The 25,439-nt window shown below is 48.9% G+C and carries 23 protein-coding genes; 8 read left to right on the top strand and 15 right to left on the bottom strand.

From position 1 onward, the window contains the following. Positions 1-5: 5 nt before the first annotated feature. From ACFPPD_RS08945 to ACFPPD_RS08930, 4 genes are all read right to left on the bottom strand, one after another. Complete coding sequence (locus tag ACFPPD_RS08945) at positions 6-1,418, bottom strand: glycosyltransferase family 4 protein (protein ID WP_209750253.1); 1,413 nt, start codon at positions 1,416-1,418, stop codon at positions 6-8. A gap of 18 nt (positions 1,419-1,436) precedes the next feature. Beyond that, positions 1,437-2,417, bottom strand: a complete 981-nt coding sequence (locus tag ACFPPD_RS08940; RefSeq protein ID WP_209750256.1) for an NAD-dependent epimerase/dehydratase family protein — start codon at positions 2,415-2,417, stop codon at positions 1,437-1,439. Continuing rightward, positions 2,414-3,706 (bottom strand): nucleotide sugar dehydrogenase, encoded by a 1,293-nt coding sequence (locus ACFPPD_RS08935; RefSeq protein ID WP_209750257.1) that lies wholly within the window; start codon positions 3,704-3,706, stop codon positions 2,414-2,416. Before ACFPPD_RS08935 ends, ACFPPD_RS08940 begins: the two co-directional genes overlap by 4 nt. A gap of 100 nt (positions 3,707-3,806) precedes the next feature. Then, entirely contained in the window at positions 3,807-4,763 is a 957-nt protein-coding gene (locus ACFPPD_RS08930; RefSeq protein WP_209750258.1) for a hypothetical protein, read from the bottom strand. A 126-nt stretch (positions 4,764-4,889) separates the two neighbouring features. Between ACFPPD_RS08930 and galE the strand changes: the two genes are divergently transcribed. From galE to ACFPPD_RS08900, 6 genes are all read left to right on the top strand, one after another. Then, complete coding sequence (gene galE / locus ACFPPD_RS08925) at positions 4,890-5,882, top strand: UDP-glucose 4-epimerase GalE (protein ID WP_209750259.1); 993 nt, start codon at positions 4,890-4,892, stop codon at positions 5,880-5,882. 194 nt (positions 5,883-6,076) lie between these two features. Then, positions 6,077-6,949, top strand: a complete 873-nt coding sequence (gene galU, locus ACFPPD_RS08920; RefSeq protein WP_209750260.1) for a UTP--glucose-1-phosphate uridylyltransferase GalU — start codon at positions 6,077-6,079, stop codon at positions 6,947-6,949. Further along, the gene (locus ACFPPD_RS08915; protein ID WP_209750261.1) at positions 6,942-7,916 is read left to right on the top strand and encodes a GDP-mannose 4,6-dehydratase; all 975 of its coding nucleotides are present in this window, start codon (positions 6,942-6,944) and stop codon (positions 7,914-7,916) included. The genes galU and ACFPPD_RS08915 overlap by 8 nt, the downstream gene beginning before the upstream one ends. Beyond that, positions 7,913-9,283, top strand: coding sequence for a UDP-glucose dehydrogenase family protein (locus tag ACFPPD_RS08910; RefSeq protein WP_209750262.1), 1,371 nt, complete (start codon positions 7,913-7,915; stop codon positions 9,281-9,283). Before ACFPPD_RS08915 ends, ACFPPD_RS08910 begins: the two co-directional genes overlap by 4 nt. 100 nt (positions 9,284-9,383) lie before the next feature. Further along, positions 9,384-10,112, top strand: coding sequence for a glycosyltransferase (locus ACFPPD_RS08905; RefSeq protein ID WP_209750264.1), 729 nt, complete (start codon positions 9,384-9,386; stop codon positions 10,110-10,112). Beyond that, positions 10,109-11,200, top strand: a complete 1,092-nt coding sequence (locus tag ACFPPD_RS08900; protein ID WP_209750266.1) for a glycosyltransferase family 4 protein — start codon at positions 10,109-10,111, stop codon at positions 11,198-11,200. The genes ACFPPD_RS08905 and ACFPPD_RS08900 overlap by 4 nt, the downstream gene beginning before the upstream one ends. On the opposite strand, the gene ACFPPD_RS08895 is transcribed toward ACFPPD_RS08900, so the two are convergent. Genes ACFPPD_RS08895 through ACFPPD_RS08880 form a run of 4 tightly spaced genes read right to left on the bottom strand, consistent with a single transcriptional unit; the run spans position 11,193 to position 15,145 of the window. Next, positions 11,193-12,038, bottom strand: a complete 846-nt coding sequence (locus tag ACFPPD_RS08895) for a dTDP-4-dehydrorhamnose reductase family protein (protein WP_378081905.1) — start codon at positions 12,036-12,038, stop codon at positions 11,193-11,195. The genes ACFPPD_RS08900 and ACFPPD_RS08895 overlap by 8 nt on opposite strands. A gap of 11 nt (positions 12,039-12,049) precedes the next feature. Continuing rightward, a complete protein-coding gene (locus ACFPPD_RS08890) occupies positions 12,050-13,039 on the bottom strand; it encodes a polysaccharide biosynthesis protein (protein WP_209750270.1) in 990 nt (329 codons plus the stop codon). Continuing rightward, complete coding sequence (gene wecB, locus ACFPPD_RS08885; protein ID WP_209750272.1) at positions 13,032-14,123, bottom strand: non-hydrolyzing UDP-N-acetylglucosamine 2-epimerase; 1,092 nt, start codon at positions 14,121-14,123, stop codon at positions 13,032-13,034. The genes ACFPPD_RS08890 and wecB overlap by 8 nt, the downstream gene beginning before the upstream one ends. After that, positions 14,114-15,145 carry a glycosyltransferase family 4 protein gene (locus ACFPPD_RS08880; RefSeq protein ID WP_209750274.1) on the bottom strand — a complete coding sequence of 344 codons (1,032 nt, stop codon included), beginning with the start codon at positions 15,143-15,145 and terminating at the stop codon, positions 14,114-14,116. Before ACFPPD_RS08880 ends, wecB begins: the two co-directional genes overlap by 10 nt. Before the next feature lie 275 nt (positions 15,146-15,420). On the opposite strand from ACFPPD_RS08880, the gene ACFPPD_RS08875 reads away from it, so the two are divergent. After that, the gene (locus tag ACFPPD_RS08875) at positions 15,421-16,407 is read left to right on the top strand and encodes a polysaccharide biosynthesis protein (RefSeq protein WP_209750276.1); all 987 of its coding nucleotides are present in this window, start codon (positions 15,421-15,423) and stop codon (positions 16,405-16,407) included. Positions 16,408-16,592: 185 nt separating this feature from the next. Here the strand turns inward: ACFPPD_RS08875 and ACFPPD_RS08870 are convergent, their stop codons facing one another. Genes ACFPPD_RS08870 through ACFPPD_RS08855 form a run of 4 tightly spaced genes read right to left on the bottom strand, consistent with a single transcriptional unit; the run spans position 16,593 to position 20,777 of the window. Continuing rightward, positions 16,593-18,335, bottom strand: coding sequence for a glycosyltransferase family 2 protein (locus ACFPPD_RS08870; protein ID WP_209750278.1), 1,743 nt, complete (start codon positions 18,333-18,335; stop codon positions 16,593-16,595). 17 nt (positions 18,336-18,352) lie between these two features. Next, entirely contained in the window at positions 18,353-18,880 is a 528-nt protein-coding gene (gene cysC / locus ACFPPD_RS08865; protein WP_209750280.1) for an adenylyl-sulfate kinase, read from the bottom strand. A 1-nt stretch (position 18,881) separates the two neighbouring features. Beyond that, positions 18,882-19,982 carry a glycosyltransferase family 4 protein gene (locus ACFPPD_RS08860; protein ID WP_209750282.1) on the bottom strand — a complete coding sequence of 367 codons (1,101 nt, stop codon included), beginning with the start codon at positions 19,980-19,982 and terminating at the stop codon, positions 18,882-18,884. A 42-nt stretch (positions 19,983-20,024) separates the two neighbouring features. Beyond that, the gene (locus ACFPPD_RS08855) at positions 20,025-20,777 is read right to left on the bottom strand and encodes a sulfotransferase family protein (protein WP_209750285.1); all 753 of its coding nucleotides are present in this window, start codon (positions 20,775-20,777) and stop codon (positions 20,025-20,027) included. A gap of 316 nt (positions 20,778-21,093) precedes the next feature. Between ACFPPD_RS08855 and ACFPPD_RS08850 the strand changes: the two genes are divergently transcribed. Next, positions 21,094-21,996, top strand: coding sequence for an NAD-dependent epimerase/dehydratase family protein (locus ACFPPD_RS08850; protein ID WP_209750287.1), 903 nt, complete (start codon positions 21,094-21,096; stop codon positions 21,994-21,996). 2 nt (positions 21,997-21,998) lie between these two features. On the opposite strand, the gene ACFPPD_RS08845 is transcribed toward ACFPPD_RS08850, so the two are convergent. Genes ACFPPD_RS08845 through ACFPPD_RS08835 form a run of 3 tightly spaced genes read right to left on the bottom strand, consistent with a single transcriptional unit; the run spans position 21,999 to position 25,362 of the window. Next, positions 21,999-23,498 carry a glycosyltransferase family 4 protein gene (locus ACFPPD_RS08845; RefSeq protein WP_209750289.1) on the bottom strand — a complete coding sequence of 500 codons (1,500 nt, stop codon included), beginning with the start codon at positions 23,496-23,498 and terminating at the stop codon, positions 21,999-22,001. Between the two features lie 22 nt (positions 23,499-23,520). Continuing rightward, positions 23,521-24,702 carry a threonine synthase gene (locus ACFPPD_RS08840; RefSeq protein ID WP_209750331.1) on the bottom strand — a complete coding sequence of 394 codons (1,182 nt, stop codon included), beginning with the start codon at positions 24,700-24,702 and terminating at the stop codon, positions 23,521-23,523. 57 nt (positions 24,703-24,759) lie between these two features. Continuing rightward, entirely contained in the window at positions 24,760-25,362 is a 603-nt protein-coding gene (locus tag ACFPPD_RS08835; protein ID WP_209750291.1) for a 4-hydroxybenzoate synthetase, read from the bottom strand. Positions 25,363-25,439 lie beyond the last annotated feature (77 nt).

Genomic DNA, 25,439 nt, shown 5'->3' with positions numbered 1-25,439 from the left:
ACCTCCTAGGAGCCGAAGTTTTTGTACTCATTCAACACGCGGATAAAGCCGCTATCCAGCACGGAATATTCCGAAGGAAGATTGGAGTACAGCCGTTTCCACAGATTCGCGCCATCATGGTTATCGAACGGAGTGGAAGACATATTCAGTTGTTCGCTAATAAACGGAGTGCTGAGATTTCTTTTATTTATCGATTTAAGCGTTCCTCCGTTTTTCAATTGCAGCGTTTTCTCATAAATACCGAATAAATCCGTGATCATTCTATCGATCGGCCAGTTCGTCATTCCGAATTCCCACGCGTTTCTGCCCAACGATTCCCGGAGAGCGCCATTTTCCATCAGTACCTTTAGATGCTGGTATAACGATTCTCCGTTGCCTGCCTTGGCTATTAAACCCGTCTTGTTATTTTCGATCATTCCTGGCAATCCGCCCGCATCCGTAACGACAATCGGTTTGCCGGCCAACTGCGCTTCCATGACCGCAAAAGGGAGATTGTCTTGAATGCTGGGCAGTACGAATAGATCGGCCATCTTAAGCAGGGCGGGTACGTTATTCTGACTACCCATGAACAGAACGTTTTGCTGTAGATTCCAATCTTTCGTTCGCTGCGTCAATTCGTGGCGAAGTACGCCGTCCCCGATTAGCCAACAAACCCAATCGTCTCGTTCTTGCTTCAATTTCGCCAAAGCTTCGAGCAAATACTTGTGCCCCTTCTCGACGGACAGACGCGCAGGGCATGCAATGATTTTTTTATTGTTGGGCGGCCCGATTAATGGATTTTCCTCCATTCGCGTCGCGAATGAATCGATGTCTATTCCATACGGCACCACTTGAATGTTGTCGCTTGGAATCTTGTTTTCATTGACAAGTATATTTTTTAGCCATTTGGACGGAACGATGACCTTATCGGCCGCCATCGCGCCGTAATGGTCCCGAAAAAGAGCGTAGTGCCACCTCATCGAATCTTTGCTTGCAATTTCACCCTGCAACAGCTGTTCATGGGCAAAAGCTCCATGAACAGTGACGAATAACGGCGTCTTTTCCGGCTTCACGCGGAACATTGCGCGGGCGGAAATCACGTCCTGGGCGTGAATCATATCGTACTTCCACAGATCGAAACAGCTAGCCGCCACCTCAAAGCTAATCCGTTCGAATTCGTAATCCTTCACTCGTGCGTCCAATCCCGGAAAATACCGATCATACATGGGTCCTACCTTTTCTTGGATCTGGTATTTGACCTTGTGTTTCGTTACGTAACTTCCCTTATTGGCGATGTAGTACTTCATTACGTCCGGGTGGTGGGTAAAAAGATCGACTTCATGCCCTTCGCGCTCCAAAGCTTGTTTAAGCTCCTTCACATAAGGCCATAGCCCTGCCGTGGATGGAAGATAGAAATAGCATGTGAGTAAGATTCTCATGTTTCCACCCTTTCCGTGTTACTCATTTTTATCGCCCGGATTCATGCCCCTGTACCACGCGATCGTCTTCGCCAAACCTTGTTCGATATCCACTCGCGGCACATAGCCGAGCATCGCTCCGGCCTTGCTAATATCGGGCAGTCGGTTTTGCATATCCTCGTAACCCTCTCCGTATGCTTTTTCGTAGGGAAGATGCACGATGGAAGAGGTAGAACCGGTCAGTCGCTTGATCTGGAGCGCCAATTCATTAATGGTCGTGCGATAGGTCGTTCCGATATTAAAAACGTGCTTGTCGAATGCCGGGTCCATGCATGGAAGCAGGCCGCCGACGGCATCATCGATAAACGTAAAGCATCTCGTTTGTTCGCCGTCCCCGTACACCGTAATGTCTTGGCCGGTTAGGGCCGCAACGATAAATTTAGGTACTACGCCACCATACTGCGTAGAAGTTTGACGTGATCCATAGGTATTAAAGAAACGAACGATCGTAATCGGCAGCCCTTTATCCGCATAAGCGAAGCACATATGTTCATCCAACGCCTTAGCCGTCGCATAGCACCACCGGTGAATGTGCGGAGCCCCCAGGACGCGGTCAGATAGTTCCGTGAACGGAAGAGCGTCGTTTTTCCCGTATATTTCCGAGGTTGACGCGAATACGACCTTTATTCGGTTCTCCCAAGCGACCTCTAGGATGTTTCTTGTTCCGTCGATATTTCCTTCAATGACTTTAAGCGGATTTTCTACGGTATTTTTCACTCCGAGCACAGCCGCCAGATGGTACACGACTTGGCATTCGGCCAGCAATTGTTTCACTAACGGACGGTCCAGGATGGAGCCATGGACAAATCGAAAACGCGGATTTCCCTCGAGACCGGCAACAAACTTCGTTTTCCCGTTAGACAAGTCATCCAGCACGACGACTTCATGCCCTTGGACGATTAAAGCGTCGGCCAAGTGGGAACCGATGAATCCAGCGCCTCCCGTGACTACGATTTTCATATTTTTCCTTCTCCCAAATGATAGACTTTGGCCCTGCCTTTCTGTCCATAAACGGCATGACGGGTATCAAAAACAAGTGGGGCATGATCGAGAATCCGTTGAACCGGTAAACCGGCGTGATCAGTCAATAGGATCAAACAGTCGCTTTCCGCCAACGTTTGATCCGTAAGCGGCACGCTGAATAACGGCTCATCATCTATCGTAAGGACCGGAATATAAGGATCGTGGTAGACAACGCTTGCGCCTGCCTTTTTCAATTCCCGAATAATGCGGAGGGCCGCGGAATCTCTCGTATCGGCAATATCGCTTTTGTAGGTGACTCCGTAGATGAATATATGTGCACCTTTTATTGGCTTATCGAGATCTAGGAGCTGTTCGGTCCGGTTGACGATATACTTGACTATGTCGTGATTCATTTGATCGGCAAGTTCGATGAACTTACTCTTCAAATCGTTTTGTTTGGCTTTCCATTGAAGATACATCGGGTCGACCGGAATGCAATGTCCACCTATTCCCGGTCCAGGATAGAAAGCGTGAAATCCGTACGGCTTCGTGCTTGCGGCCTGAATGGCTTCCCAGATGTCCAGTTGAAGATTGTCGCATAGGATAGCCATTTCGTTAATGAAAGAGATATTAATGAACCGGTAACTGTTCTCCAATATTTTCGCCATCTCCGCCACCTCCGTCGAAGAGACGGGAACGACTACTTTGTATATACGGCTGTATAGCTCATTTGCTTTCTCCTTGCAGGCCGGGGTAACGCCGCTTACTATTTTCGGAATCTCGTCAACGGCGTGGCTTCTATTGCCTGGATCGATTCTTTCGGGAGAATAAGCCAAGTAGAAATCAATTCCCACCGTAAGTCCGCTATGCTCCAGCATCGGAAGCAACACTTCCCGCGTCGTCCCCGGATAAGTCGTGCTTTCCAATATGACGATCTGATCTTTTTGCAGCCGCAGCCTAATCTGCTCCCCTGCGCTTTGGACGTACCCCAGATCCGGCATTCCATGCTCCGTTAACGGCGTTGGAACGCAAATCACGATCGCCTCTACCTGCTTTAACGCATCATAATCGGCAACCGCCTTGAATTTGTTCGCAGAAGTCATCGACCTGATTCTGGCATCGGATATATCATGGATATAGCTGATGCCCTTATCCAGATTTGACAGCTTCTGCGGATCAAGATCGATACCGATGACCTCGAATCCCTTCTCGGCCAACATGACGGCAAGCGGCAACCCGACGTACCCCAGCCCTATGACTCCTATTCTTTGAACGCTAACGCGCATCTTAGGGTTCATCCCTTCCTAGTCTTCTTTTCAAGCTAACTTATTCCAGAAAGGCATTATAGGAATGGACGAACTCCCCCTCTTTTGCATAAAAATGTATTCAATTCATCCACTTCTTCATCAAATATTTTTCATAATCGAAATTTTCGTAGCTCCACGGGTTATGAATATATTTGTGATATCCCATCCTCGTATAGGCTAAAACGTATTCGCTGACCATCCTGTAAATAGCGTTCGATTTGTCCGGCACATGCAATCGTATGCTGTTGTCCAGCCATTTCCCCATGCCCGAATAGTGGAAAAAAACTAACGGCCTCGCGTTAACCAAATATTGATTATTATCGTTAAGCGTTAAATTTCTCTGTGATAGATTCCAGCTGGCCATGTTGTATTCGGGATCTTGAATGACGTGTACTCCGTCAAAGAAGCATGGCACCAAATCCAGCCACTTCTGGTCGAGGAACAATCCTTCGCTCGGATCGTTATAGCTGTAATCTTGATTTCTATCCGCCCACCATTGAAGAAAACGTTCGGACTCCGTCGTTTTTCGTACTCCGAAAAAACCGGCTTGATAGACTCCGTCTCTCAAGTTCACGATCTCTTCGTCGATGGAATTTAGAATATCTTGCGGTTCTAATCGATGAGGAGTAAGTAAAATGGAGTGTTTCTCCAACAAAACCTCCAATTTATCCAAAGAACCGTACACGCATAAATCGGAGTCCAAATAAAGGAACTTTTCCTCTTTGCCGTATACATTGAACGCATACTGCAGCAAGTAGGGCTTCAGGGCGCAAGCGGCTTCGTATAGATTGTATTTCGAAACAAATTTATAAAAATTCGGAACGCCTATATCTTTTGCCAACACGACATGATCAAAGAAGTCGATTTTTTTCGTATCCGGATGAATTTCTTCTTCAACGAGACATAACACGAACTTGCAATGCTTGGCATTTTCTTTTACCGATTTCGCTAGCACCTTAGCGAATGATAGATGATTACCGCCTGCGACAGAGCAGACAATCACGTGGTCCCACCTCGCATGTATTGTATTATTCATATCACCGTTATGAACTTGTTTACTGTATGCGGAGCGTTCCCCTTTCGAGAGGGCATTCACCAGAGTCGCAGAAAAAAAGGTTGAATAGGATATAACATTATTCAAACAGGATGAAGGAGGGGTTCTATGATTCTTGTAACGGGAGGAGCCGGGTATATCGGCAGCCACGTCGTGAAACAGCTGCTGGACCGTGGCTTTGAGGTTGTCGTGTTGGATAATCTCTTAACGGGATACCGTCAAGCCGTAGACGTCAGAGCTGTTTTTTGGCAGGGAAATATCCAGGATGAGCCTGCGTTGGACCGACTCTTCGAAACCTATCAAATCGAAGGAGTCATGCATTTTGCTGCCCATTGTCTGGTCGGCGAATCCGTCGTTCAGCCCTTAAAGTACTATGAAAATAATGTGGCTGCGACGACCGTGCTACTGAAAGCGATGATGCGGCATCGAATCGCAAAGCTGATATTCTCCTCCACGTGTGCGACTTACGGCGTACCGGATATCGGCATCCTGCATGAGGAACTGCCGACCAGACCCGTTAATCCGTACGGTCGGTCTAAATTAATGATCGAACAAATCCTCCGCGATCTTGCCGATGCGTACGAGCTCTCCTTCATTTGCCTTCGTTATTTCAACGCGGCGGGTGCGAATCCGTCAGGTGTCATCGGCGAGTGCCACGAACCGGAAACGCATCTCATTCCTAACGTCCTCCTTCACTTATTAGGAAAGACGACGCATATTTCGATCTTCGGCGAAGATTACGATACGCCGGACGGCACCTGCATACGCGACTATATTCACGTTGACGACTTGTCGAACGCCCACATCTTAGCTTTACAACAGCTGCTCTATGGAGAAAAATCGGCAACCGTTTATAATCTGGGAACCGGAACCGGTTATTCCGTGAAAGAAATCATTAAAGCGTGCGAAGCGATAACGGGCAAAAAAGCGAATGTAGCCTTTGCCGACCGCCGGTCAGGCGATCCGGGGCGATTGGTCGCTTCTTATGAAAAAGCAACGAGGGAGCTGGAGTGGAAACCGGAATATTCACTGGAAGATATGGTACGTACAGCGTGGGAATGGCATCGTCGTCATCCGGGCGGATATCCGTCAGAGCAGTAACGTCATTACAAAACAAACGGTTCCTTTGCCCGCCAAGGAACCGTTTGTTTGTTCTCCGACTCTATTCACTTCCATTAGTATGGACATGCGCCAAATTATACCTGATAAGGTTTTCGTCTAAGAGGCTATTACCTCGAATGCATATGATTTACACAAGTAGGATTTAGCGACTAAGGAGAAGAGGGATATAGAGGATGAGCAGAATCAAGAAAGCAGTAATTCCCGCAGCCGGTTTTGGTACGAGATTACTCCCCGCGACCAAAGCCATACCTAAAGAAATGCTGCCTATCGTGGACAAACCCGCCATTCAATATATCGTGGAGGAGGCAATAGATGCCGGAATCGAAGAAATCATAATCGTGACCAGTCGAAATAAACAAGCCATCGAAGACCATTTCGATAGAAATCATGAAATCGAACTGTTCTTATATGAACAAAACAAACCGCAGCTTTTGAAACTCGTGAAGGACATCGCCCATACGAAAATTCAATATGTAAGGCAAAAACAAGCGCTCGGACTCGGTCATGCCGTGTGGTGCGCGCGCAATTTCATCGGCGACGAGCCGTTTGCCGTTCTTCTCGGCGACGTGATATCGGAATCCTGTCTTAAACCCTTAATCCAAACGTACGAAGAAACGAATTCATCGATCATTGCCGTGCAACCCGTCGATTGGGTTAACGTCTCCAACTACGGGGTGATTTGCGGGGAAACCTTACAAAACGGACTCGTTAAAGTGGATCGCTTGGTGGAAAAACCGAAAGTCGATCCTCCTTCCAATCTAGCCATTATTGGAAGGTATATTTTAGAACCGGAAATCTTTCCTATCCTGGAGCGTCTTTTGCCGGGGGACGGCGGCGAGATCCAACTGACGGATGCGTTGCAAGAACTTATTAAGCAATCGGATTTGCACGCTTTTACGTTCGAAGGAAAAACGTACGACGTCGGAAACAAGCTGGGATATCTAAAAGCGACGGTCGAATTGGCCTTGGGGCATGAAACGCTTCAAACTCATTTTGCTGAATACTTACAGCAAATCGAATGGAAAAGAGGTGAACCCCTTGAGTAAAGTTTTAATCACGGGTGCCGCAGGATTTTTGGGTTCCCATTTAGCCTTTCAGCTTATTCAGAAGGATAATCAGGTCATCGGAATCGATAACTTGTCAACGGGAAAAATGAATAACGTTATGCGGTTAATCGATACGGGCCGATTTCAATTCATACCCTATGATATAACCTCGCACCAAGTATTAACTTTGGACGCGTTGCGCGGGATCGAAGAAATTTACCACCTCGCTTCCCCCGCTTCTCCGAGATTTTATCAAAGCCTCCCTTTCGGGACGATAGCGGTCAATACGATCGGTACGAATTTCATGCTGGAATTGGCCAAAACGAATAACGCTAAGTTCGTTTATACGAGCACGAGCGAAGCCTATGGCGACCCTCAGGTCCATCCCCAGCATGAGGACTATCGTGGCAACGTGAATACGTGGGGGCCAAGGGCCTGCTATGACGAGTCGAAGAGACTCGGGGAAGTCTATTGCTACGAATACTTCCATCGTTTTCAGGTACCGGTTAAAGTCGCGCGCATTTTCAATACCTATTCGGCTGGCTTGCGGAATGATGACGGCAGGGTGATTTCCAACTTCGTAACCCAAGCTTTACAACAAACCGATATTACCGTTTTCGGCGACGGCTCTCAAACCCGATCTTTCTGTTACGTAGATGATACGATACAAGCCTTGCAGCTAATGATGGAAAACGACGCGGCAAACGGAGAAATTATCAACATCGGCAATCCGATTGATTATACCGTTCTTGAGGTTGCGAAATTGGTGAAGGAATTAACGCGTTCCGCGAGCCCGATCACATTCCATTCTCTTCCGGAGGACGATCCGAAAGTTCGACGTCCGGTGATCGAAAAAGCCAAAAAATTGTTGGGGTGGGAGCCGAAGGTCAGTCTAGAAGACGGATTAAATCGCACCATCGCTGTATATCGAGCGGAAAATAACGATAAGAAGGGATTATTATTATGAAAGTCGTATGCATTGGATCAGGATACGTCGGAACCGTCACTGGGGCTGCCTTCTCCGCCCTGGGCCATCGTACGACCGTCATAGATATCGATTCCGATAAGGTTGATCTTATCAATTCCGGAAACAGTCCCATATTCGAACCCGGCTTGGAATCTCTCATTCCCCAAATGGTGTACCGTCAGATTCTATCGGCATCTACTTCGTTCGAAGAAATATTTGATGCCGATGTCGTCTTTATTGCCGTCGGCACTCCTTCGCTGGCGGACGGCACGGTGGATTTAAAATACGTCAAGTCGGCAGCCAGATCTATCGCCGAACATCTGAATCGGGAGCAATTCACCGTCATCGTCGACAAATCCACCGTTCCCGTCGGAACTTCCGAGCTTGTGGCCTCCATCATCGAAGAAATATCGGGCTTACGGACGAACGAACATTTTGCCGTCGTGAGCAATCCCGAATTTCTGAGAGAGGGTTTTGCTCTCGAAGACGTGCTATTTCCGGACCGAATCGTCATCGGAACCGATCATCCGGGGGCCCGGACCGTGATGCGCGAGCTATACCGTAATCTGATTGAGCGTACTCATTACGACGAGCTATCGAAAAGGGTCGCTTTTAAGATGAATATGCAGGCTCCAAAAGCAGTCTATTTCGAAACCGACGCGAAAAGCGCGGAAATGACCAAGTATGCGTCGAACGCTTTTTTGGCCATTAAGATCAGTTATATCAACGAGGTAGCCAGGTTATGCGAAACCCTAGGAGCCAACGTCCTCGATGTAGCGAAGGGCATCGGACTGGATTCTCGCATAGGCGATAAATTTTTGCAAGTTTCCAGTGGCTGGAGCGGAAGCTGCTTTCCTAAAGACACTGCGGAGTTATTGGAAACAAGCCGAAAATACGGATCCGACCTCCTCGTGGTGGAAGCCGCCGTCCATTCCAATTTGAGAATGCACATCAATTGCGTCGATAAGATCAAGCGCCAATTAAAAACGTTGAACGGAAAAAACATCGGAATTCTCGGCCTTACGTTTAAGCCGAATACAGATGATGCGCGGAATACGCAAGCCTCTTATATCATCGATAAATTGATCGCTCTCGGAGCGAACGTCTCGGTGCATGATCCGAAGGGAATGGAAATGTTCGCTAAAATAAATGGACATTTGCCCATCCGTTACTGCCCTGAAGCCGAAGATGTAGCCGAGCGGGCCGACGCGATCGTCCTCATTACGCATTGGGAGGAATACGCCGCGTTGGATTGGGAACGGGTGCGCACCAAGATGAGAACTCCATATCTATTGGATACTCGTAACTTCTGGTCTCGGCAGCGATTAAGCGAATCGGGATTCCGTTATGAAGGAATGGGGATCTAACACATATAGCTATCCAGACATGGGCTATCGCCTTGGCGGATAGCTTTTTGTCTTGCGTCATCGTCAATCCGCGTACATTTAATAGAAAGGATGACGGAGTATGATCCCCAAAGTCTCTATCATCATTCCGTTCTATAACTGCCCTTACGTCGATCAGGCGATCGAAAGCGCACTCCGGCAAATGTATCCGAACGTTGAGATCATCGTCGTGAGCGACGGCTCGGTCCTTCACAACGACAAAATCACGCCTTATCGGCGCCTCATTCGCTACATCGAGAAAGAGAACGGCGGAACCGCCAGCGCGCTCAATGCCGGCATCCGGTCGGCGGCTGGCGAATATATTTCTTGGCTCAGCGCGGATGACGCGTTCTATCCGGGCAAGCTGTCGCGTCAAATCCACTACATGTTATCCCGTGATGCGTCGATCAGCTTTACCGATTACAACATCATCGATACCCATAACAACATCGCGCGATACGCCGCCACCCAGCGGTTCGAGAACGCCATTGAATTGTACCGCTCTTTGACCTACGGCTGCTTAATCAATGGCTGCACGGTCGTCATGAAGCAGGAGGTGCTTCGCCGTGTCGGACTCTTTGACGAATCGCTCCCCTACACGCACGATTACGATTTGTGGCAGCGGGTCGTTTTGTCCGGAATCGACTTCCATTATCTGGACGAAATCTTATTGCTGTATCGCGTTCATGAGGAAATGGGAACGAAGAAATACGCGGCTCTCATCGCACAGGAAGGCGAGAGGACAAGACTGAAATATCATGCGCGATTAACGGACTATGTCCGTCGGCTGGAGGGGGCACGCACGCCATGAGAATTACGTTTGCCGTCGATAGTCTTCAACGGGGCGGGTCCCAAGGCACGTTGGCTGATTTGACGAACCTTCTCAGCCGAAGAGGACATGATGTTACGATCCTGATGCCGGCGGCGGGACAGGTCGACTACGACCTTCGGCACCCGTTAGTCCGTATCGGTCGCGACCGGTTGGAGCCGCACGACTACCCTCTCTCGGATCTTATCGTTTCCACTCATTGCTCTACGGTGAAGAGCTCGCAATCGGCCGTAGAATGTCTGGGCATCCCGCACATCAGGTACAGCTTATGCTATGAACCCTTGGAGCTTCCGGGGCATCCGGACCAATATACATCCTACCAAGCGACCAGCAGATTAATCGTCGTATCCGAGTGGCAGCGGCAATTGATGCACACGCTATACGGCGTCGAGGGGATTGTTGTTCCTTCTGGCATCCATCCTATGTTTGACAACTTCCATAATAGAGAACGGTTGTCCCGCATTACGGTATCGGCCTTCGCGAGAGCGCAGGAGAATGTCGCAGACGCGCAAAACCAGCCGTACCTGCTGGAACAGCTTGGCCTTCTAAAGCAATCACATCCAGAGTTGGACGTTCATCTCATCTGTATGCCGAACGAATATGCAGCTTCGCCAGCCCTACAGCAATTATCGTCATCCGGCATGTTTCGCGTCATCGTGCCCTCTAACGATATCGAACTGTGTTATTGCTATAATCAGGCCCATATATTTGTGACGCCGTCATCGTTCGAGATGGTGGCTTCCGCCGGCATGGAAGCGATGAAATGCGGCGCGGCCCTCGTGGCCGTTCATTCGGGCGGCAACAGCGATTACTGCAGACATGGCGTGAACGGCTTGATCTCCACCTTTCATGAGAACCGTCTGCGGGAGCATATCGTTTGCTTGGTAAACGATCCGCGGCTGAGGAAGCGTTTGGCCCGGCAGGGCGAGAAGGATGCCCGGGAATGGACACGAGAAAGAACCGCCGATTTGTTCGAGCAGGCGGTTCGTACTTTAACGGCGGAAGCAGGCCTGAAACCGCGCAAAACCGGACGAATCCTCTCTTTCCTGTCTGGCAGACCTTTCAAATAACGTAATGACCGTACCGAGCTTCTCTACACGTTTCCATCCAGGATTTCAACTCTGCAAGCATATCGGGGTAATCCGGAACGTCGACCGCAAAATCCGGCCGGGTATTGACGAGACTCTTATCGGATCGATACCCGTCATCTGGTTCGATGTTGATTCCATCCTTACCGAACACGGTTTTCATATGCTGCAGCAATTCGAACTTGGCTATTTTGTTCGGCGAAGCCAGATGCGCCAATCCGGTAACGGGATGACCCAGCGTCCAATCGATTGCTTTGGCCAGCTGAAGGGTCGTCACGCCATTCCAGATCACTTGCTTGTAACCCTTAACGGTCCCGCGCTGACCTATGAACCAGTGAAACAATCCAATGCCGTCCATCTTAAGCTCCGGCCCTATAATGGATGTCCGGATCGTTAAATTCGAATCATCCTTTACCTCGCCGAGTTGCTTCGTTCTGGCATACACCGTTGTACCGCAAGTAGCGTCCGTTTCGTTATAGTCTCCTCGGTTCCCGCTGAAAACGCAATCGGTGCTGATATGGATGAGACGGAACCCCAATCGCTCTCCGTATTGGGCCAGCTTATGCGGGAGAAGGCTGTTAACATGAATCGCGTCCCTGATATTCCTGCCTGCATGATCATTCAACAAACCGGCCGCATTAATGACAAGATCGGGGCGGATTCGATGCAATACGGCAGAGAGGCCGAGCTCATCGGTAACGTCCAAGGGTAACGTTCGGAGGTTATCCAATCTTCCCCTTACCGTACTCCATACTTCATGGGCATTCGTTTGACTGAAATAATCCACGATTAGATGGCCCGCCATTCCTCGTCCACCCATGACCAGTATCTTCACCCGATGAATCCGCCATGTCTCAACATCTGTTCGATCTCATCGCCGGTCATCAGATTGTCGTCGGAAGCGTACTGCTCGAACGTTACCTTCGGCAATCCACCGTAACGGCTGGTCAGCGCCGGCGCTGCCTGATTCGGCAAAATGATAAAGTAATGCTCGTTATAGCGATAAGTCCTGAGAGACTCATCCCGGGTGACGAGCACTTCGTGAGTTTTTTCGCCAGGCCGTATGCCGATATCTTTGATCCGGACCGGTTTATCGGCGAGGTTCCGGATGAGCACGTCGATCAAATCCACAATCTTGCAGGCATTCATCCGCATGACGAACGTTTCTCCTCCGATGGTCTCCTGCGCGGCCATTAACACAAGGTCGATCGCTTCGGAGAGGGTCAGGAAGAAGCGCGTCATGGCCATGGAGGTGAGCGTTACATCCTGTCCCTCCGTAATTTGCTTCATGAAGAACGGGACTACGCTCCCGTTGCTCCCAAGGACGTTGCCGCCGCGAATGCAGACAAACTTGGTAGCGCTGTTCGAATCGTTCGATTTTACCATTAATTTCTCGCCGATCGACTTGGTCATCCCATAGAAATTGATCGGGTCGGCCGCTTTATCGGTCGAGATGTCGATCACTTTCTTCACTTTATGCGCGATGCTGGCCGCAATGACGTTTTCCGTACCGTGGATATTCGTCTTGATCGCTTCCTCCGGCTGCCATTCGCAAATCGGGACATGCTTCAAGGCGGCAAGGTGAAAGACATAATCGACGCCGGCGCAGGCTTCGCGAACGGCAGATGCATCCCTCACGTCCCCGATCGTGTACTGTAAGGCGGTCTGCTCGCCGAATCTCATCTTCATCTGGAGTTGCGCGCGACGATTGCGCGAAAAGATGCGGATTTCCTTAGGGCGGTGAGGAAGCAGCTTGCGCGTCAGTTCCTGCCCCCATGACCCGCTGCCCCCGGTAATGAGAATCACTTTGTTTTCAAACATGGCTGACTCCCCCAACGATCATATTCACGACTCTGCCGGACACATTCGGCTCGGTATAGCCTTCTGGAAAGCTCCAGGTGCGGTCCGATTGCATCATCAGTGTTACGCATGCCGCAATCCGCTGCGAATCGATGCCGGACACCACATTGCTTCCGCAGGTTATTGTCTCGGGTCTTTCCGTGCTGTGCCGAATCGTGACGGCCGGCACCCTGAGAAGACAGCTTTCTTCCTGAACGGTCCCGCTGTCCGTGATCACGCAACAGGCGTTTTTCTGCAGCGCGATAAAATCAAAAAAACCGAAAGGCTCGTGGAATTGAATGAATGGATTTTGGATGGCGATGCCGTATTGCTGTAAGCGGGACCGTGTCCGCGGATGCACGCTGCATATCAAGGGGAGGGACCATTGCTCCGCAACCAGATGCAATGCGCCGACGATATGCTTCAAATTGCTTTCGTCATCCACATTTTCCGCCCGGTGGAACGTTACGACGATGTATTGCCCCTCTGCCAATCCCAATCTATCCAGGACATCGCTTTGCCCGATTTCGGACTCATGATGTCGCATCACTTCGTAAATCGGATTTCCGGTTACCCAAATCCTGTGGGGAGCCATTCCTTCCCGAAGTAAATTGTCGCGGCTTATGGACGTATACGGTAGATTAACGGAAGAAACAGCGTCGATCGCTTTGCGGTTGATTTCCTCGGGAACGCGGGTATCGAAGCATCGATTGCCCGCTTCCATGTGGAAGACGGGAACGCCCTTCCGTTCGCCAAGCAAAGCGCACAGCGCGCTGTTCGTATCCCCAAGGACAAGCATCCGATCCGGCTTCTCCTTGTCGATGATTTGCTCCACTTCGGAGAAAATCTGCCCGATCTGCCGTCCGGGTGAATGGGACGCGGTATGGATCCGGTAATCCGGTTGACGAATACCCATTTGCTCGAAAAAGATATCGCTTAACGTGCTGGTGTAATTCTGTCCCGTATGCACGAGGATGTGTTTCGCTGAGTCAATATCCAATTTGCGGATGACTAGGCTAAGCCGGATCATTTCCGGCCGTGTGCCAAGAATCGTTACTACATCCAATTGAACCCCCACCTCTTTTTCCCGAGCTTTTTGTTCACTCTTTTCTTATGAATATCCTCAAGCGCCGTAACGATGCTCTGTCTAAATCTGTCTTCCGTAAAGTTCAATGCCGATTTTTTCCCGGCTTTCATCAACTTTTTGGTGAGCAGCGGCTGAGTCAGCACTTCCCGGACTCCTTCGGCAATCGCTTGCGGATTTTTGGGTTCGACCATATGAACGTTGTAGCCGTGCTTCGCGTATTCCAATACCCCTCCCGAATTCGTCGTAACGACGGGCGTACCGCAGGCCATCGCTTCTAGAGGCGGCAAACCGAAGCCTTCGTACCAAGAGGTGGAAACAAATACATCGGCCGAACGATATAACCCGGCCATCTCCCGATCTGTTCTCGGACCGATTACACGGTGCGGAATTCCCGGAAGATGCAGGTTGCTTTCCACGCAAACCATATCGACTATAAACTTCCCGTTATACGTTTGCATCAGAATTTCCATACTTTTCAGGAAATCATCGTATCCTTTCAACTGATAACCTAGTTTCGGATCGCGGGCGATATAGAGGATGACCTTTTCCGCATGACCGGGACGCGGGTGCTCCGCAGGATGAAACACATACGGACTCATGCCGAGAGGAACAATTGCCGTACTTCGCCTGCCTGTATAAAGGAATAATTGATTATCCAACCATCGGGAACTACTTATGACCGGAACATCGTTCGAATACGTCCAAACGGCAAAATCTTTATCTTTCACCCACAACGGCTCGAAGCCTTGACAAAATCGGACGCACTGATCCGGCCAAGCCTCGTATGCTGGCTGAAATGTAGCATAGAAATTCGTGAGAACAATATCACCGTAAGGAATATACTCTTTACTCAATACGGGTACGGGAATTCTCGTCACCTTGCAGTTGACTTCGTATGCGACCGGACTCGAATAAGGAATCACGAACTCTGTTTCATGACCTCTCGCATGCATGGTGTTCGCGATTTCTACAAGGGATTTACATCCTCCGGCCGTCTCCAATGAAGCTGCCGGTATAACAACCTTCACATAGATACCCTCCCTTAAAGACTACATACTCTAAATAATCCCTATATTATATTTCCGCTGAGGCAAGAGTGACCTTGTAATCTATCTTGGGAGACAAAAAAATGAATCGTTTGTAGAAGGAGTCTCTAGTAAACATACTTTTTGTATTGAACCCGCTTCTCGCCCATACGCCCCTAGAGATCACATCATATCTTATAATTATGTATCATTTTTGATAATAACGATGGGTGTTATGGAGGTAGAAACAGATGAGATTTCAAAACACAATTATACTGATTACCGGCGGTACTGGAGTGTTAGGTTACGGTCTTGTTAGGCAGTTATTGCCGCAAAACCCGGCAAAAATCATTATTTATTCCAGAAATGAAGCCAATCAGGTTGCCATGAGCAGAGTGTTTGAAGATTCGAGAATATCCTATTACATCGGGGACGTCCGGGATAAGGCTGCGTTATCCAAAGCCTGTGAAGCTGTCGACTACGTATTCCATCTAGCGGAAATAAACCATGTGGCGCTCTGCGAGAATCAGCCGGAAGAGGCGCTCAAAACCAATATAGGAGGCATATTGAACCTCATTGAAGTAGCTGCTGCCAATGAAGTAAAGAAAGTCATCTACTGGTCTTCCGACAAAGCCGTGCCGCCATCCAGCCTGTACGGATTGAGCAAAGCCATTGGAGAGAAGCTTATCATCCATGCCAATACATTTTCTTCGGCTGCAGCATTTCTTTGCGTGAGAGGCGGCACGCTCTTCGAAACCAGACATGATACCGTCCGTTCCATCCCCGGTTCTTCAATGGAACCGAATGGAATACGGTTTTTCCTGCACTCCAAAGACGCAGCGCGGCTACTATTGAAGGCAGCGTCTATCGGCAAAGGAGGAGAAGTTCTGCTCCCGGTCATGCCATTGTTCCGAACGAATGATCTAATCGAAATTTTGACAGGATCGCAGCTCGACCGAGCCGAATCTGCGGTCAAACCCGTGCAGCCGCAATCCGGAGAAACATCCGAAGATATCCTGTTGTCAGAGTACGAAAGGACAAGTACGATCGTTTATGACGATGATTTTCTGATCATCCTGCCTGCGATTATACCCGGATTAAAGACGGGTTACGCAAGCTGTCCCCCGTTGACGGACAATAGTACATCTGCCAACTCTCCAATTCTGTCGGTCGATCAATTCAGATCTCTTCTTGTGCAAAACGGCTATATACAGGACATTCAGCCAGGACGGCAATAGAGGTCGGGGGGCTTTCTCTTGCCCATAACCTGCTCAAAAAAGGCAGTAATAGACCAAAATCGAAAAGCGGTGGTGCAGGAATAACCCCCCCTGCACCACCGCTTTTCCGTTATAATCGTGATTTATTGATAATGTGAGCTGTCCCATGTGTGAACTAAGGGCCTTTTGGGACAGCCCCTACTATTCTATTTTACAGACCTGTTCCATATTTTAATAAACCAACGCTTTAACCTGCTGCTATTTTTTTCAGTATTATTAATAAAGCTAAATTCCCCTAGCAACCCTTTGGCCATCGGATTTATTTCAATATCCCTGTTAAATAATGAACTCAGGGCAGAGAGGTTCGAATAGATTTCCTTTTCATAAGGAATATACATGGGATTACGAATCAGATGGGTAACAATATTGAGTAAACCTATGCGCTGTTTGTCTAAATTATAAGCTGCAGAAGTTTCAGATATCCGAACCAAAGTTAATGCTTGGTCCAAACCCCAAAGAGGGTACTTGAAAGCAATGTCGATCCAAAAACAAGTATCCTCACCGCAAATCAAAAATTCTTCCTTAAATCTTTTGTCTTTTATGATACTGCGTTTTATCATGACAGTAGGCGTAGCAATAGGACAATCTGACAAAATACGGGGGAAAACACGACCAGAAAACACATTAGAGTTAACAGTTTCCAAAAAATCACCGTCAATTGTAATCTTTTGATAAGATGTATGGCTAAATTCATAACCATTTCGAATCATATATTCCAATTGAATCTTTAACTTATCTCTTTCAAAAAGGTCGTCAGAATCCAAAAAAGCGATATAATCACCACAAGCTTTCTCCATACCCAAATTTCTCGCAGCTGAGGCACCCTTATGGTCCTGAATAAAAAAACGTATTCTCTTTTTTTCTTTTTTCATTAACTTTCTAACGGGAGTAAGATCATCAGTTGTGCCGTCATCTATTAGTATGATTTCAAAATTGCTATGGCTTTGGTTAAGGACGCTTTCAATACTTTTGATAAGTAATGATATTCTATTATTAAACGGTATTATGACACTCACTTTACAATTATCCCTTATTTGTTCAATGTCAAGTTCCGCCTGTTTCGAAAGGATTTCGGAATAGGCAATTGCTGTCGCAAAGGGAGTACTTTCTTTTAAAAATTTTTCTTGGTTTTTTCGAAATGAATACACGCTGCCATCTATTTCACACATTTCATCGTCATTAATATTATCCATCATATAAATCCAGAGTTTACTGCAATCCTCTTCATGTTCTGACTTCTTTGTGCCTTGTTCCGAGTGGCTGCGCGTTTTAACATAAAGACCCTGATGATATTTAATTTTTGCTCCTCGAAACATCTTAAACCATAGATCATAATCTTGTGTCGACCTTAATGCAGGATCAAACAGACCAACTCTCTTAAAATGACTCTTATGAATCAGTAAGGCACAACCATTTATGAGTCCTCGAAGTAACGGTAACACTGGAATATTTAATTTGACTTCCGGGTATATGGTGCCCGGGTCAACCTGTGCAAATTTTTCGGATTTCTCATTAATTAACTCATAACCACCGAATAGAATTGTGTCGTGAGTTACTTTTTCCAATATCTCCATTTGTCGTTCGATTTTTTCGGGCGTATACATATCATCATGACTTAACCATGAGAAATATTCACCCGTCATATACCTGATTCCCAGATTTAATGCCGTTGCAACTCCTCCATTTTCCTTATGAAAATAACGGATTCTATTGCCGTAAGAAAGAGCTATTTTCTCTGTTTCCCCTTCATCCCGCGAACCATCATTTACAACGATAATCTCGATGTTTGAGTAAGTCTGAGTTAATGCGCTGTGTATTGCCTCATGCAAATAATTAGCCCCATTATACACAGGAATAACAATAGAAACCTTCGGCAGATTTTTCCCCACTTTTCACTCCCCTTATCTTATTGGATGACCCCATCCCTCTCCAAATAGGCAATGATGCGGGCTGCGCTTTTCTCCGTCGTTTCCAGATCCGTCTCCAGTACAAGATCGGGCTGAAGCGGCTCCTCGTACGGATCGGAAATGCCGGTGAAGCTTTGAATCTCGCCGCTCAACGCCTTATGGTACAACCCTTTCACATCTCTGCGGATGCATTCCTGGAGCGGGCACTTCACATATATCTCCTTCATCGCCCCGATTTCCTGCCGGCAGTTCTCTCTCATCTGCCGATAGGGCGATATGAATGAAGCTAGGACGATTACACCGTTACGCGTTAACAGCTTTGCAATGAAAGCGGCCAATCGGACGTTTTTTTCCCTGTCTTCTTTGGTAAATCCGAGATTGGAAGGGAGGTAATGACGAAGATCGTCTCCATCCAGGCGTTCCACCTTCACGTTCCTCTGCTTCAGTATGGCTTCCACAGCTTCGCTGACCGTCGATTTTCCGGCTCCGGAAAGACCCGTGAACCATAACGTTATCCCGTTCCGCATATCAGAATCTCCACCATTTCCTTCGGGCACTGACACCGAGATCGCGAAGCATTTCCGTCACATGCGCACTATAAGTTTTGTACGAAAATGGGGTTGTGGCCTGCTTGCCCGCGTTGGAACGGATCGTATGACGCAAGGCTTGATTATTCATGAGCTCCACGATTTCGTTCACCGCTTCCTGCACATTGTTCTGAGGAAGAAACTTGCCCGTCACGTTATGCTGAAGAAAGCTCCTGACTCCATCCGAATCGGTCGTCGCAACCGGACAGCTGCACAGCATCGCCTCGAGCTGCGCATAGCCGAAGCCTTCAAGAATAGACGTCGAACATAGCAGCCCGCCCGAATCCCCGATCATGGAATAGTAATCGGCCATCTTCGAATGGGGAATGTTGGAATGCCTCACAAGACGCGGGGCCAACTGGTATTGATCGACAAGCTGTTCGAAAGGGTCGTTGTCCACCGCCAGCGAGCGATCTTCAAAAATCCAAATTCTAAGGGCAGGTATACGCTGGATCAGGGGGTGGCAGATGTCCAGAAAATACTGCCAGTTCTTGATATACTCGATCCGGCCGACCCATCCGATAACCGGGTACTCCGGGACAGGGACTCTACGGTGACGGAACTTCTCTGTATCGATGCAGTTATGAAAACTGTATTTTTTCATGTGGGGATAGTAGGTGCTGACCAACTCATTCAAGTGCCGCGTTCTTGGCATCAAAATCGCGTTGGCATGGGCGGTAATATGCGGCTTCGCCGCGGTCAATATTTGAGTCGCACCCTCGATATTGCCGAGCCCCTGTACATCATAAATGATGGGACCCTCATACCCCAGCTTGCGCAAGCGGCCTGGAAGCAAGTAATCGAATGTAACGATGACCACGTCGTAATTCTCTTTCCGGAGCAACGCCGCGATCTCCTCATCCTCATCGGTCACATGAACGGGAATGCCGGCACTTCTTATGTTTTGCATTCCGCTTCCCGGCTGTAAATATAACAAATGGCAAGCGATCCCGTGCCGCTTCAATGCCAGACATCTTTGCCGGTTCAGGGTTTCCATCCCCCCAGTGGGGACGGCAAACATACAGAGAATCTTGATTGTCAACCCTCCTTAGGAGCGGATTGCTACACAGCGAAGTTACTAGATTTAGCCGTATCCCAGGCCGATCAGTAATTCACCCGCCACCTTGTCGAATTCAGTCTTCAGCTCTTGATCAAATTCGTCTTTCCATGCGCCGATTACCCCTTTTCGAAACGTCCAGGATAAGTCGGGATTCATCCCCTGCTCCATGACGGCAACGAGGTCCGTGAGCCGATCGCCACTTACTGCTTCGGTTCCCCATAGATGACCCGCTATCCCGGCGATAGCGCTCCGCCGCATTTCCGAAGACCCAACCAGGCTTTCATAGGTGACAACATGCGTAAGCGGGTCGAAGCGCCACCCTAGGAACAGATTCAGCCATGCGGCAAAATTGGGGTAATCCAGTGACGGAACTCCCCGGAGCACCGCCAGATAGCGGTCTTTCATCGTGGGAAGCGCCAGTAGGTGAGGGTAAAGCGTGTCCTCGGGGAACTTGTCAAGGATGAAATATACGAGGGAAACGAGAACGTCGCGGGGATCCCGGATAAGAAAAAGCTGCTTCAGCCCAAATCCGCGGAGCATGTTCGCCCACTCCGCCGAGTGATACAGATGCCCTAGCGTATATTCACCGTCATGAAGGTCCGCCAGTATCCGTCGATGGCCTTCCAAATCCGTCGGCAGCCCTTCGAACAGATATGGCTCTTTCCTGATCAGGCCCGGAATGCCTAACAGCATTTGATCGAGCAAATTCGTCCCGCTCTTCGGAATCGAATTGACTACAAAACTCGCCGATCCAAGGCGTATATCCGTATGCACCATATGCGCCTCCCTCTCGTTATTCGGACTCTGTACATGTTATGAAACTGTAGAGGTTCGCGGTTGGACGAAAAGAATGAAATCGACCGAAAATTCGTCTTCTGACAGGAGGATCGGTCCACGAACCGATAATCGATAGGAAGTTGCGGCCGCCCACTACGCTTCCGTCTATGAAAACGTCCCGATATTTGAAAAATGGACGTAGCTTGCAAGATATGAATCTACACCTAATGGAGTCTCTCTTAATAGAATGTAATATCCAGTTTGACAAAGAAGATGCGACTCGCATGAAACCCAAAAATGACAAGGAGGATGAACAGTGAAAGCTATAGTGACCGGCGGCGCCGGGTTCATCGGCTCACACTTAGTCGAACGGCTGCTGAAGGACGGCTACGTGGTCCATGTCATCGACGACATGTCTTCCGGATCGATCAACTACGTCCACTCGGATGCCACTCTCCATATCCTGGATATCCGCAGTAAGAATTGCCGCCATCTGATTGTCCGGGAGAAACCCGATGTCGTCTTCCATCTAGCCGCACAGGCTGATGTCCAACGCTCGATACAGGAGCCGGGGTTCGATGCGGACGTCAATATCTGTGGAACACTTAACGTTCTGGAAGCTTGCCGAGATGGCTCTGTTAGCAAATTCGTCTTTGCTTCCACCTGCGCCGTCTACGGCGGTATAGAAAAGGAACTCCTAACCGAGGAAGATCCGACGAGTCCTATTAGTTACTATGGCATCTCCAAGCTGACAGCCGAATCCTATATCCGATCGTTTCATCGGCTTTATGGTCTTCCGTACACCATTCTAAGATTCGCAAACGTGTACGGGCCCCGGCAAACCCCTAAGGGAGAAGGAGGCGTCGTCTCCGTCTTCGCCGGTCAAATCCTAAATGGATCCCCTCTCCGTATTCATGGGGACGGAGAACAGACACGCGACTTCGTTCACGTATCGGATGTCGTTCGCGCCAATGCCGCGGCTGTCATGCAAGGTCATCAGGAGACGATACACGTAAGTACGGGAACGCGAACGGCCGTCAACGAGTTGGTCCGTATTCTAAGCCATCTGAAAGGCGTACCTATCCCCGTCATGCACACTTCCTCGAAAGACGGAGACATCCGGAACAGCTGTCTGGACAATAAGAAAGCTTTCCGGTTGCTCAGATGGAAACCGCAAATCGATCTTTACGGCGGTCTTCAACAATTGCTCCAATCCTAGAGTCAACTCAACGCTATTGCTTTCGTCCCGAAATTCCAAAGCGTGCTTCTAAGTACGTACGTCCCTATGGGAACGGGAAGAAAAGAATACTTACCGTCCTTACCGACCGGACTCGTTTGCAGCACGACTCCCGAAGCATCATACAAATGAATGTATTGCGGCTTGTCTCGAAGCTCGGAAACGGATTCGGACAAGAGTTCGGGCGGGAGGACTCCGTTCAGCGAAACTTCCCTGATTGGAGAATCGCTAATGCCGATCAGATTCAGCAATGGCTCATCCGGTTGCCACAGGTTGTTCGGCAATTGCTCGATAGTGCTTGCCGCCCCCGCTGTGGTCTTTTCGTAAATTCGTTTAATCCCCTGCATGTGATGGTCGACACGCCAACTCTGCTTCGCCTTCGTTCTTCCGTTCTCTCCGAGTCGTTGCCGAAACTCCTTGTCGTCAAGAAGTTCGCGCAGCTTAACGGCCAGAGCGGAGGAATTCCCCGGGGGTACGATCAATCCGTCCAATCCATCCGTCACGATTTCGCGCACGCCGCCGACATCCGTCGCCAATACGGGCCTTTCGGACCATTGCCCTTCCAGCAAGACAATAGGGAAAGTGTCGTGAAGGGAAGGCAGGACGATGATATCGCTGCTGTTCATTAAATCCGGCATATCGCCGCGTTTGCCGAGGAAGGTCACCACCGATTCGAGACCTAATGCGGCGGTCATGCTCAACAGTTCATCCAATAGCGGGCCTTCCCCGGCCATTACGCAAACGAAGTCGTCCCTCTCCTGCCGAATCTCATGGAGAGCTTCAAGCAAATAGCGATGACCTTTGATTATTACGAGTCTTGCGGGACATAACAGAATGAGTGGTTCCGACGTTGCCGGCGGCATTGCTTGCCTATTCGAGAATCTGTCTTCGGATACGGCATACGGAATCTTGTGAATTCGTTTCCGGTTCACGCCGATACCGGCCAATTCTTTCTTCAGCCAATCGCAGGCGACTATAACGGCGTCAGCCGATTCTGCCCCTATGTATTCCTCCTTCTGAATATACTGTTGCTCTTGCAAGCTTCGGGTTCCGTATTCGCCGGACAACACAGCTTCCCTGTATTTGCAATTGTGTATAGAGACGACCAACGGAATATGCGGAGGCTTAACCCGGAACAACGCTCGGGCCGTCATGAAATCATGGCAGTGAATAAGGTCATAACGGGCTAAATCCATTCTCATCGAAGCTAACTCTATGCTATACCTCTCCATCTCGCGCCAATAGATCCACGAGGAATAGCCGGCGTCGTAGCGGCTGCCGGCGCGGTCGATCGCTTCTTTTTTGACATCCAGCTTATCGATCGAATCTTTTCCATCTATTTGCAGGAGCGTCCACCCTTTGTCATGAGTGAATAGGTCCACGATATGCCCTTCTCGCTCCAGCTCCCGGCGTGTCTGCTCGATATAGATGGACGGGCCATTGGAATGAGGAGCGTAACGGTAGTAAGCAAACAAAATATTCATCGAGCGGCTACCTCCAATACGCTTAAGAAGTTTTATTGAAAAGTTCGTTCAAATTCGAAAGTAAAGGAACGCTTTCTAATCCCGGACTTTTTCCGTACTTAAGCCCGTGACAGGTATTGAAAAGCACCACGCTATCATCCGACCCGATCCACCCTTCCTCGCAAAGCTTAAGAAGTCCCGCCCATGTAGCGGCTCCTTCCGGAGAGGAGGAAACGCCTCTATAACCCAAGTTACGCTGGGCTGCATCGATTTCAGCTTGACTGACAGCTATAGCCTTTCCCCCGGTTTCTTTCAAAATGCGCACAAGAAGGCCAAGATCCGGAGGTCGGGGAACACGCATGCCCGTAGCGGCCGGAGCTTCCAGAACGGTTACATGTTTGCCCATTGCGGTGACCAGAGGAGAACATCCTGCATCCTGGACGCTTACCATCCGCGGCAATGGGTCGGATATCATTCCCATTTGCTTCAGTTCATGAAACGCTTTCCACATTCCGATAAGCCCTGAACCGCCGCCTGTTGGATAAATAATGACGCTGGGCAGCTTCCAACCCATTTGCTCGGCAAGCTCGAACCCCATCGTTTTTTTACCTTCGACTCTACCGGGCTCCTTCATCGTCGCAACGGTAGACCACCCAAACAATTGTTTTCCGACCTCTACCCACTGGCCTGAATCCTGAATGAGTCCTTTTACGCGAAAGGTACGCGCGCCATAGGACAAGCATTCCTGCACGATCAACGGGGGGCAATCTTCAGGCAAGAATACATAAGCTTGGATACCTGCACATCCAGCATAGGCGGCCAGGGCACTAGCAGCATTACCGTTTGATGAGACGGCCGCATACCGCGCCCCGCGTTCCTTAAGCAGGGAAACGGCAACCGACATCCCCCTCGCCTTAAAACTGCCGGTCGGATTCAGTTCCTCTCGTTTGATCCAGACATGACTGACGGGCAGTCCAATCGCTTGAATATCCATGTAAGTAAGAGGTGTCCATCCCTCTCCTAACGAGACGATGTCTTCGGACGAGGTAACCGGCAAAAGCTCCTTGTAACGCCATATGGAGGCTGAGCGGCTTTGAATGGCCATCTTCGTCATTGTTTTTGAAGCAAACTCCATATCGTATTCCACGAGAAGGGAACCACCGCATGTGCATGTAACGCGATCATAAGAGAAGGCTTGATGATTGCCGCATCTGGTACACGCCATACCTATACGTGTCATGGAATACCTCCTGTTAGTAAGTTCGGCCTGCAGTACCGCAGCTTACTGTTGCTCGCCGCCGATCGTTTCGTTACGTAATTGCTTCAACCGGAGGAGAACCATATTCGGATTAAAATATTCGAGTAAATAGATACCTGGATGGGAGCCAAAATCGATCGAGTAATGTTTGTACGGTACCTTTCTTTTCGTTGGAGAAAAACGAAGCTGTATCGGCTTGTGAAATAAGTCGACGGTTTCCGTATCGCTTCTCCATCCCGATTCGACCAGCTTGCGCGAGGTTTGCAGCCCGAATGTGCTAATGGTCTTCCCAATCCCCTCTTGTTTGGCGGCAATCGCTTCAAACATGAGGGGAGGCAGGTATTTCGAACATACAAGCGCAATATTGTGAGAGATAACGAGTTGACTCTTCGTACCGATCAGAATGGATTCTCTCACATAATACGGAGCGTCCGAATCTTCGCCAAGACGAGCGGATTGTTCTTCATTTATTTGTTCCTGCCGGACTACCTGAAGAGACATTGTTTCGTCCATCAAAGTTTCGAGAATATCGGTTGTCCGTCCATCCGTAATCAGCAATATTTTAAATAACAGCGTGTGTAAGAAGTCGAACCTTGAGTCGATGTCCCTGATTTCCTTTCTTGTCACTCGATCCCCTCCATAAAAGCAAATCCGGATGCTCGAGTTAGGATATGAATGGAGACTATCGGACAGCAACAGCATAT

The organism is Cohnella suwonensis (assembly GCF_042655365.1).
GTDB lineage: Bacteria > Bacillota > Bacilli > Paenibacillales > Paenibacillaceae > Cohnella > Cohnella suwonensis.
Note: the sequence above shows the minus strand (reverse complement) of the source record. Positions and strands in the feature narration are given on the sequence as shown.

What these genes read in the sequence shown, in the direction of transcription:
- ACFPPD_RS08945 (WP_209750253.1), bottom strand. Translation starts at nt 1,418, where the DNA reads ATGAGAATCTTACTCACATGCTATTTCTATCTTCCATCCACGGCAGGG.
- ACFPPD_RS08940 (WP_209750256.1), bottom strand. Translation starts at nt 2,417, where the DNA reads ATGAAAATCGTAGTCACGGGAGGCGCTGGATTCATCGGTTCCCACTTG.
- ACFPPD_RS08935 (WP_209750257.1), bottom strand. Translation starts at nt 3,706, where the DNA reads ATGCGCGTTAGCGTTCAAAGAATAGGAGTCATAGGGCTGGGGTACGTC.
- ACFPPD_RS08930 (WP_209750258.1), bottom strand. Translation starts at nt 4,763, where the DNA reads ATGAATAATACAATACATGCGAGGTGGGACCACGTGATTGTCTGCTCT.
- galE (WP_209750259.1), top strand. Translation starts at nt 4,890, where the DNA reads ATGATTCTTGTAACGGGAGGAGCCGGGTATATCGGCAGCCACGTCGTG.
- galU (WP_209750260.1), top strand. Translation starts at nt 6,077, where the DNA reads ATGAGCAGAATCAAGAAAGCAGTAATTCCCGCAGCCGGTTTTGGTACG.
- ACFPPD_RS08910 (WP_209750262.1), top strand. Translation starts at nt 7,913, where the DNA reads ATGAAAGTCGTATGCATTGGATCAGGATACGTCGGAACCGTCACTGGG.
- ACFPPD_RS08905 (WP_209750264.1), top strand. Translation starts at nt 9,384, where the DNA reads ATGATCCCCAAAGTCTCTATCATCATTCCGTTCTATAACTGCCCTTAC.
- ACFPPD_RS08900 (WP_209750266.1), top strand. Translation starts at nt 10,109, where the DNA reads ATGAGAATTACGTTTGCCGTCGATAGTCTTCAACGGGGCGGGTCCCAA.
- ACFPPD_RS08895 (WP_378081905.1), bottom strand. Translation starts at nt 12,038, where the DNA reads ATGGGTGGACGAGGAATGGCGGGCCATCTAATCGTGGATTATTTCAGT.
- ACFPPD_RS08890 (WP_209750270.1), bottom strand. Translation starts at nt 13,039, where the DNA reads ATGTTTGAAAACAAAGTGATTCTCATTACCGGGGGCAGCGGGTCATGG.
- ACFPPD_RS08875 (WP_209750276.1), top strand. Translation starts at nt 15,421, where the DNA reads ATGAGATTTCAAAACACAATTATACTGATTACCGGCGGTACTGGAGTG.
- cysC (WP_209750280.1), bottom strand. Translation starts at nt 18,880, where the DNA reads ATGCGGAACGGGATAACGTTATGGTTCACGGGTCTTTCCGGAGCCGGA.
- ACFPPD_RS08855 (WP_209750285.1), bottom strand. Translation starts at nt 20,777, where the DNA reads ATGGTGCATACGGATATACGCCTTGGATCGGCGAGTTTTGTAGTCAAT.
- ACFPPD_RS08845 (WP_209750289.1), bottom strand. Translation starts at nt 23,498, where the DNA reads ATGAATATTTTGTTTGCTTACTACCGTTACGCTCCTCATTCCAATGGC.
- ACFPPD_RS08840 (WP_209750331.1), bottom strand. Translation starts at nt 24,702, where the DNA reads ATGGCGTGTACCAGATGCGGCAATCATCAAGCCTTCTCTTATGATCGC.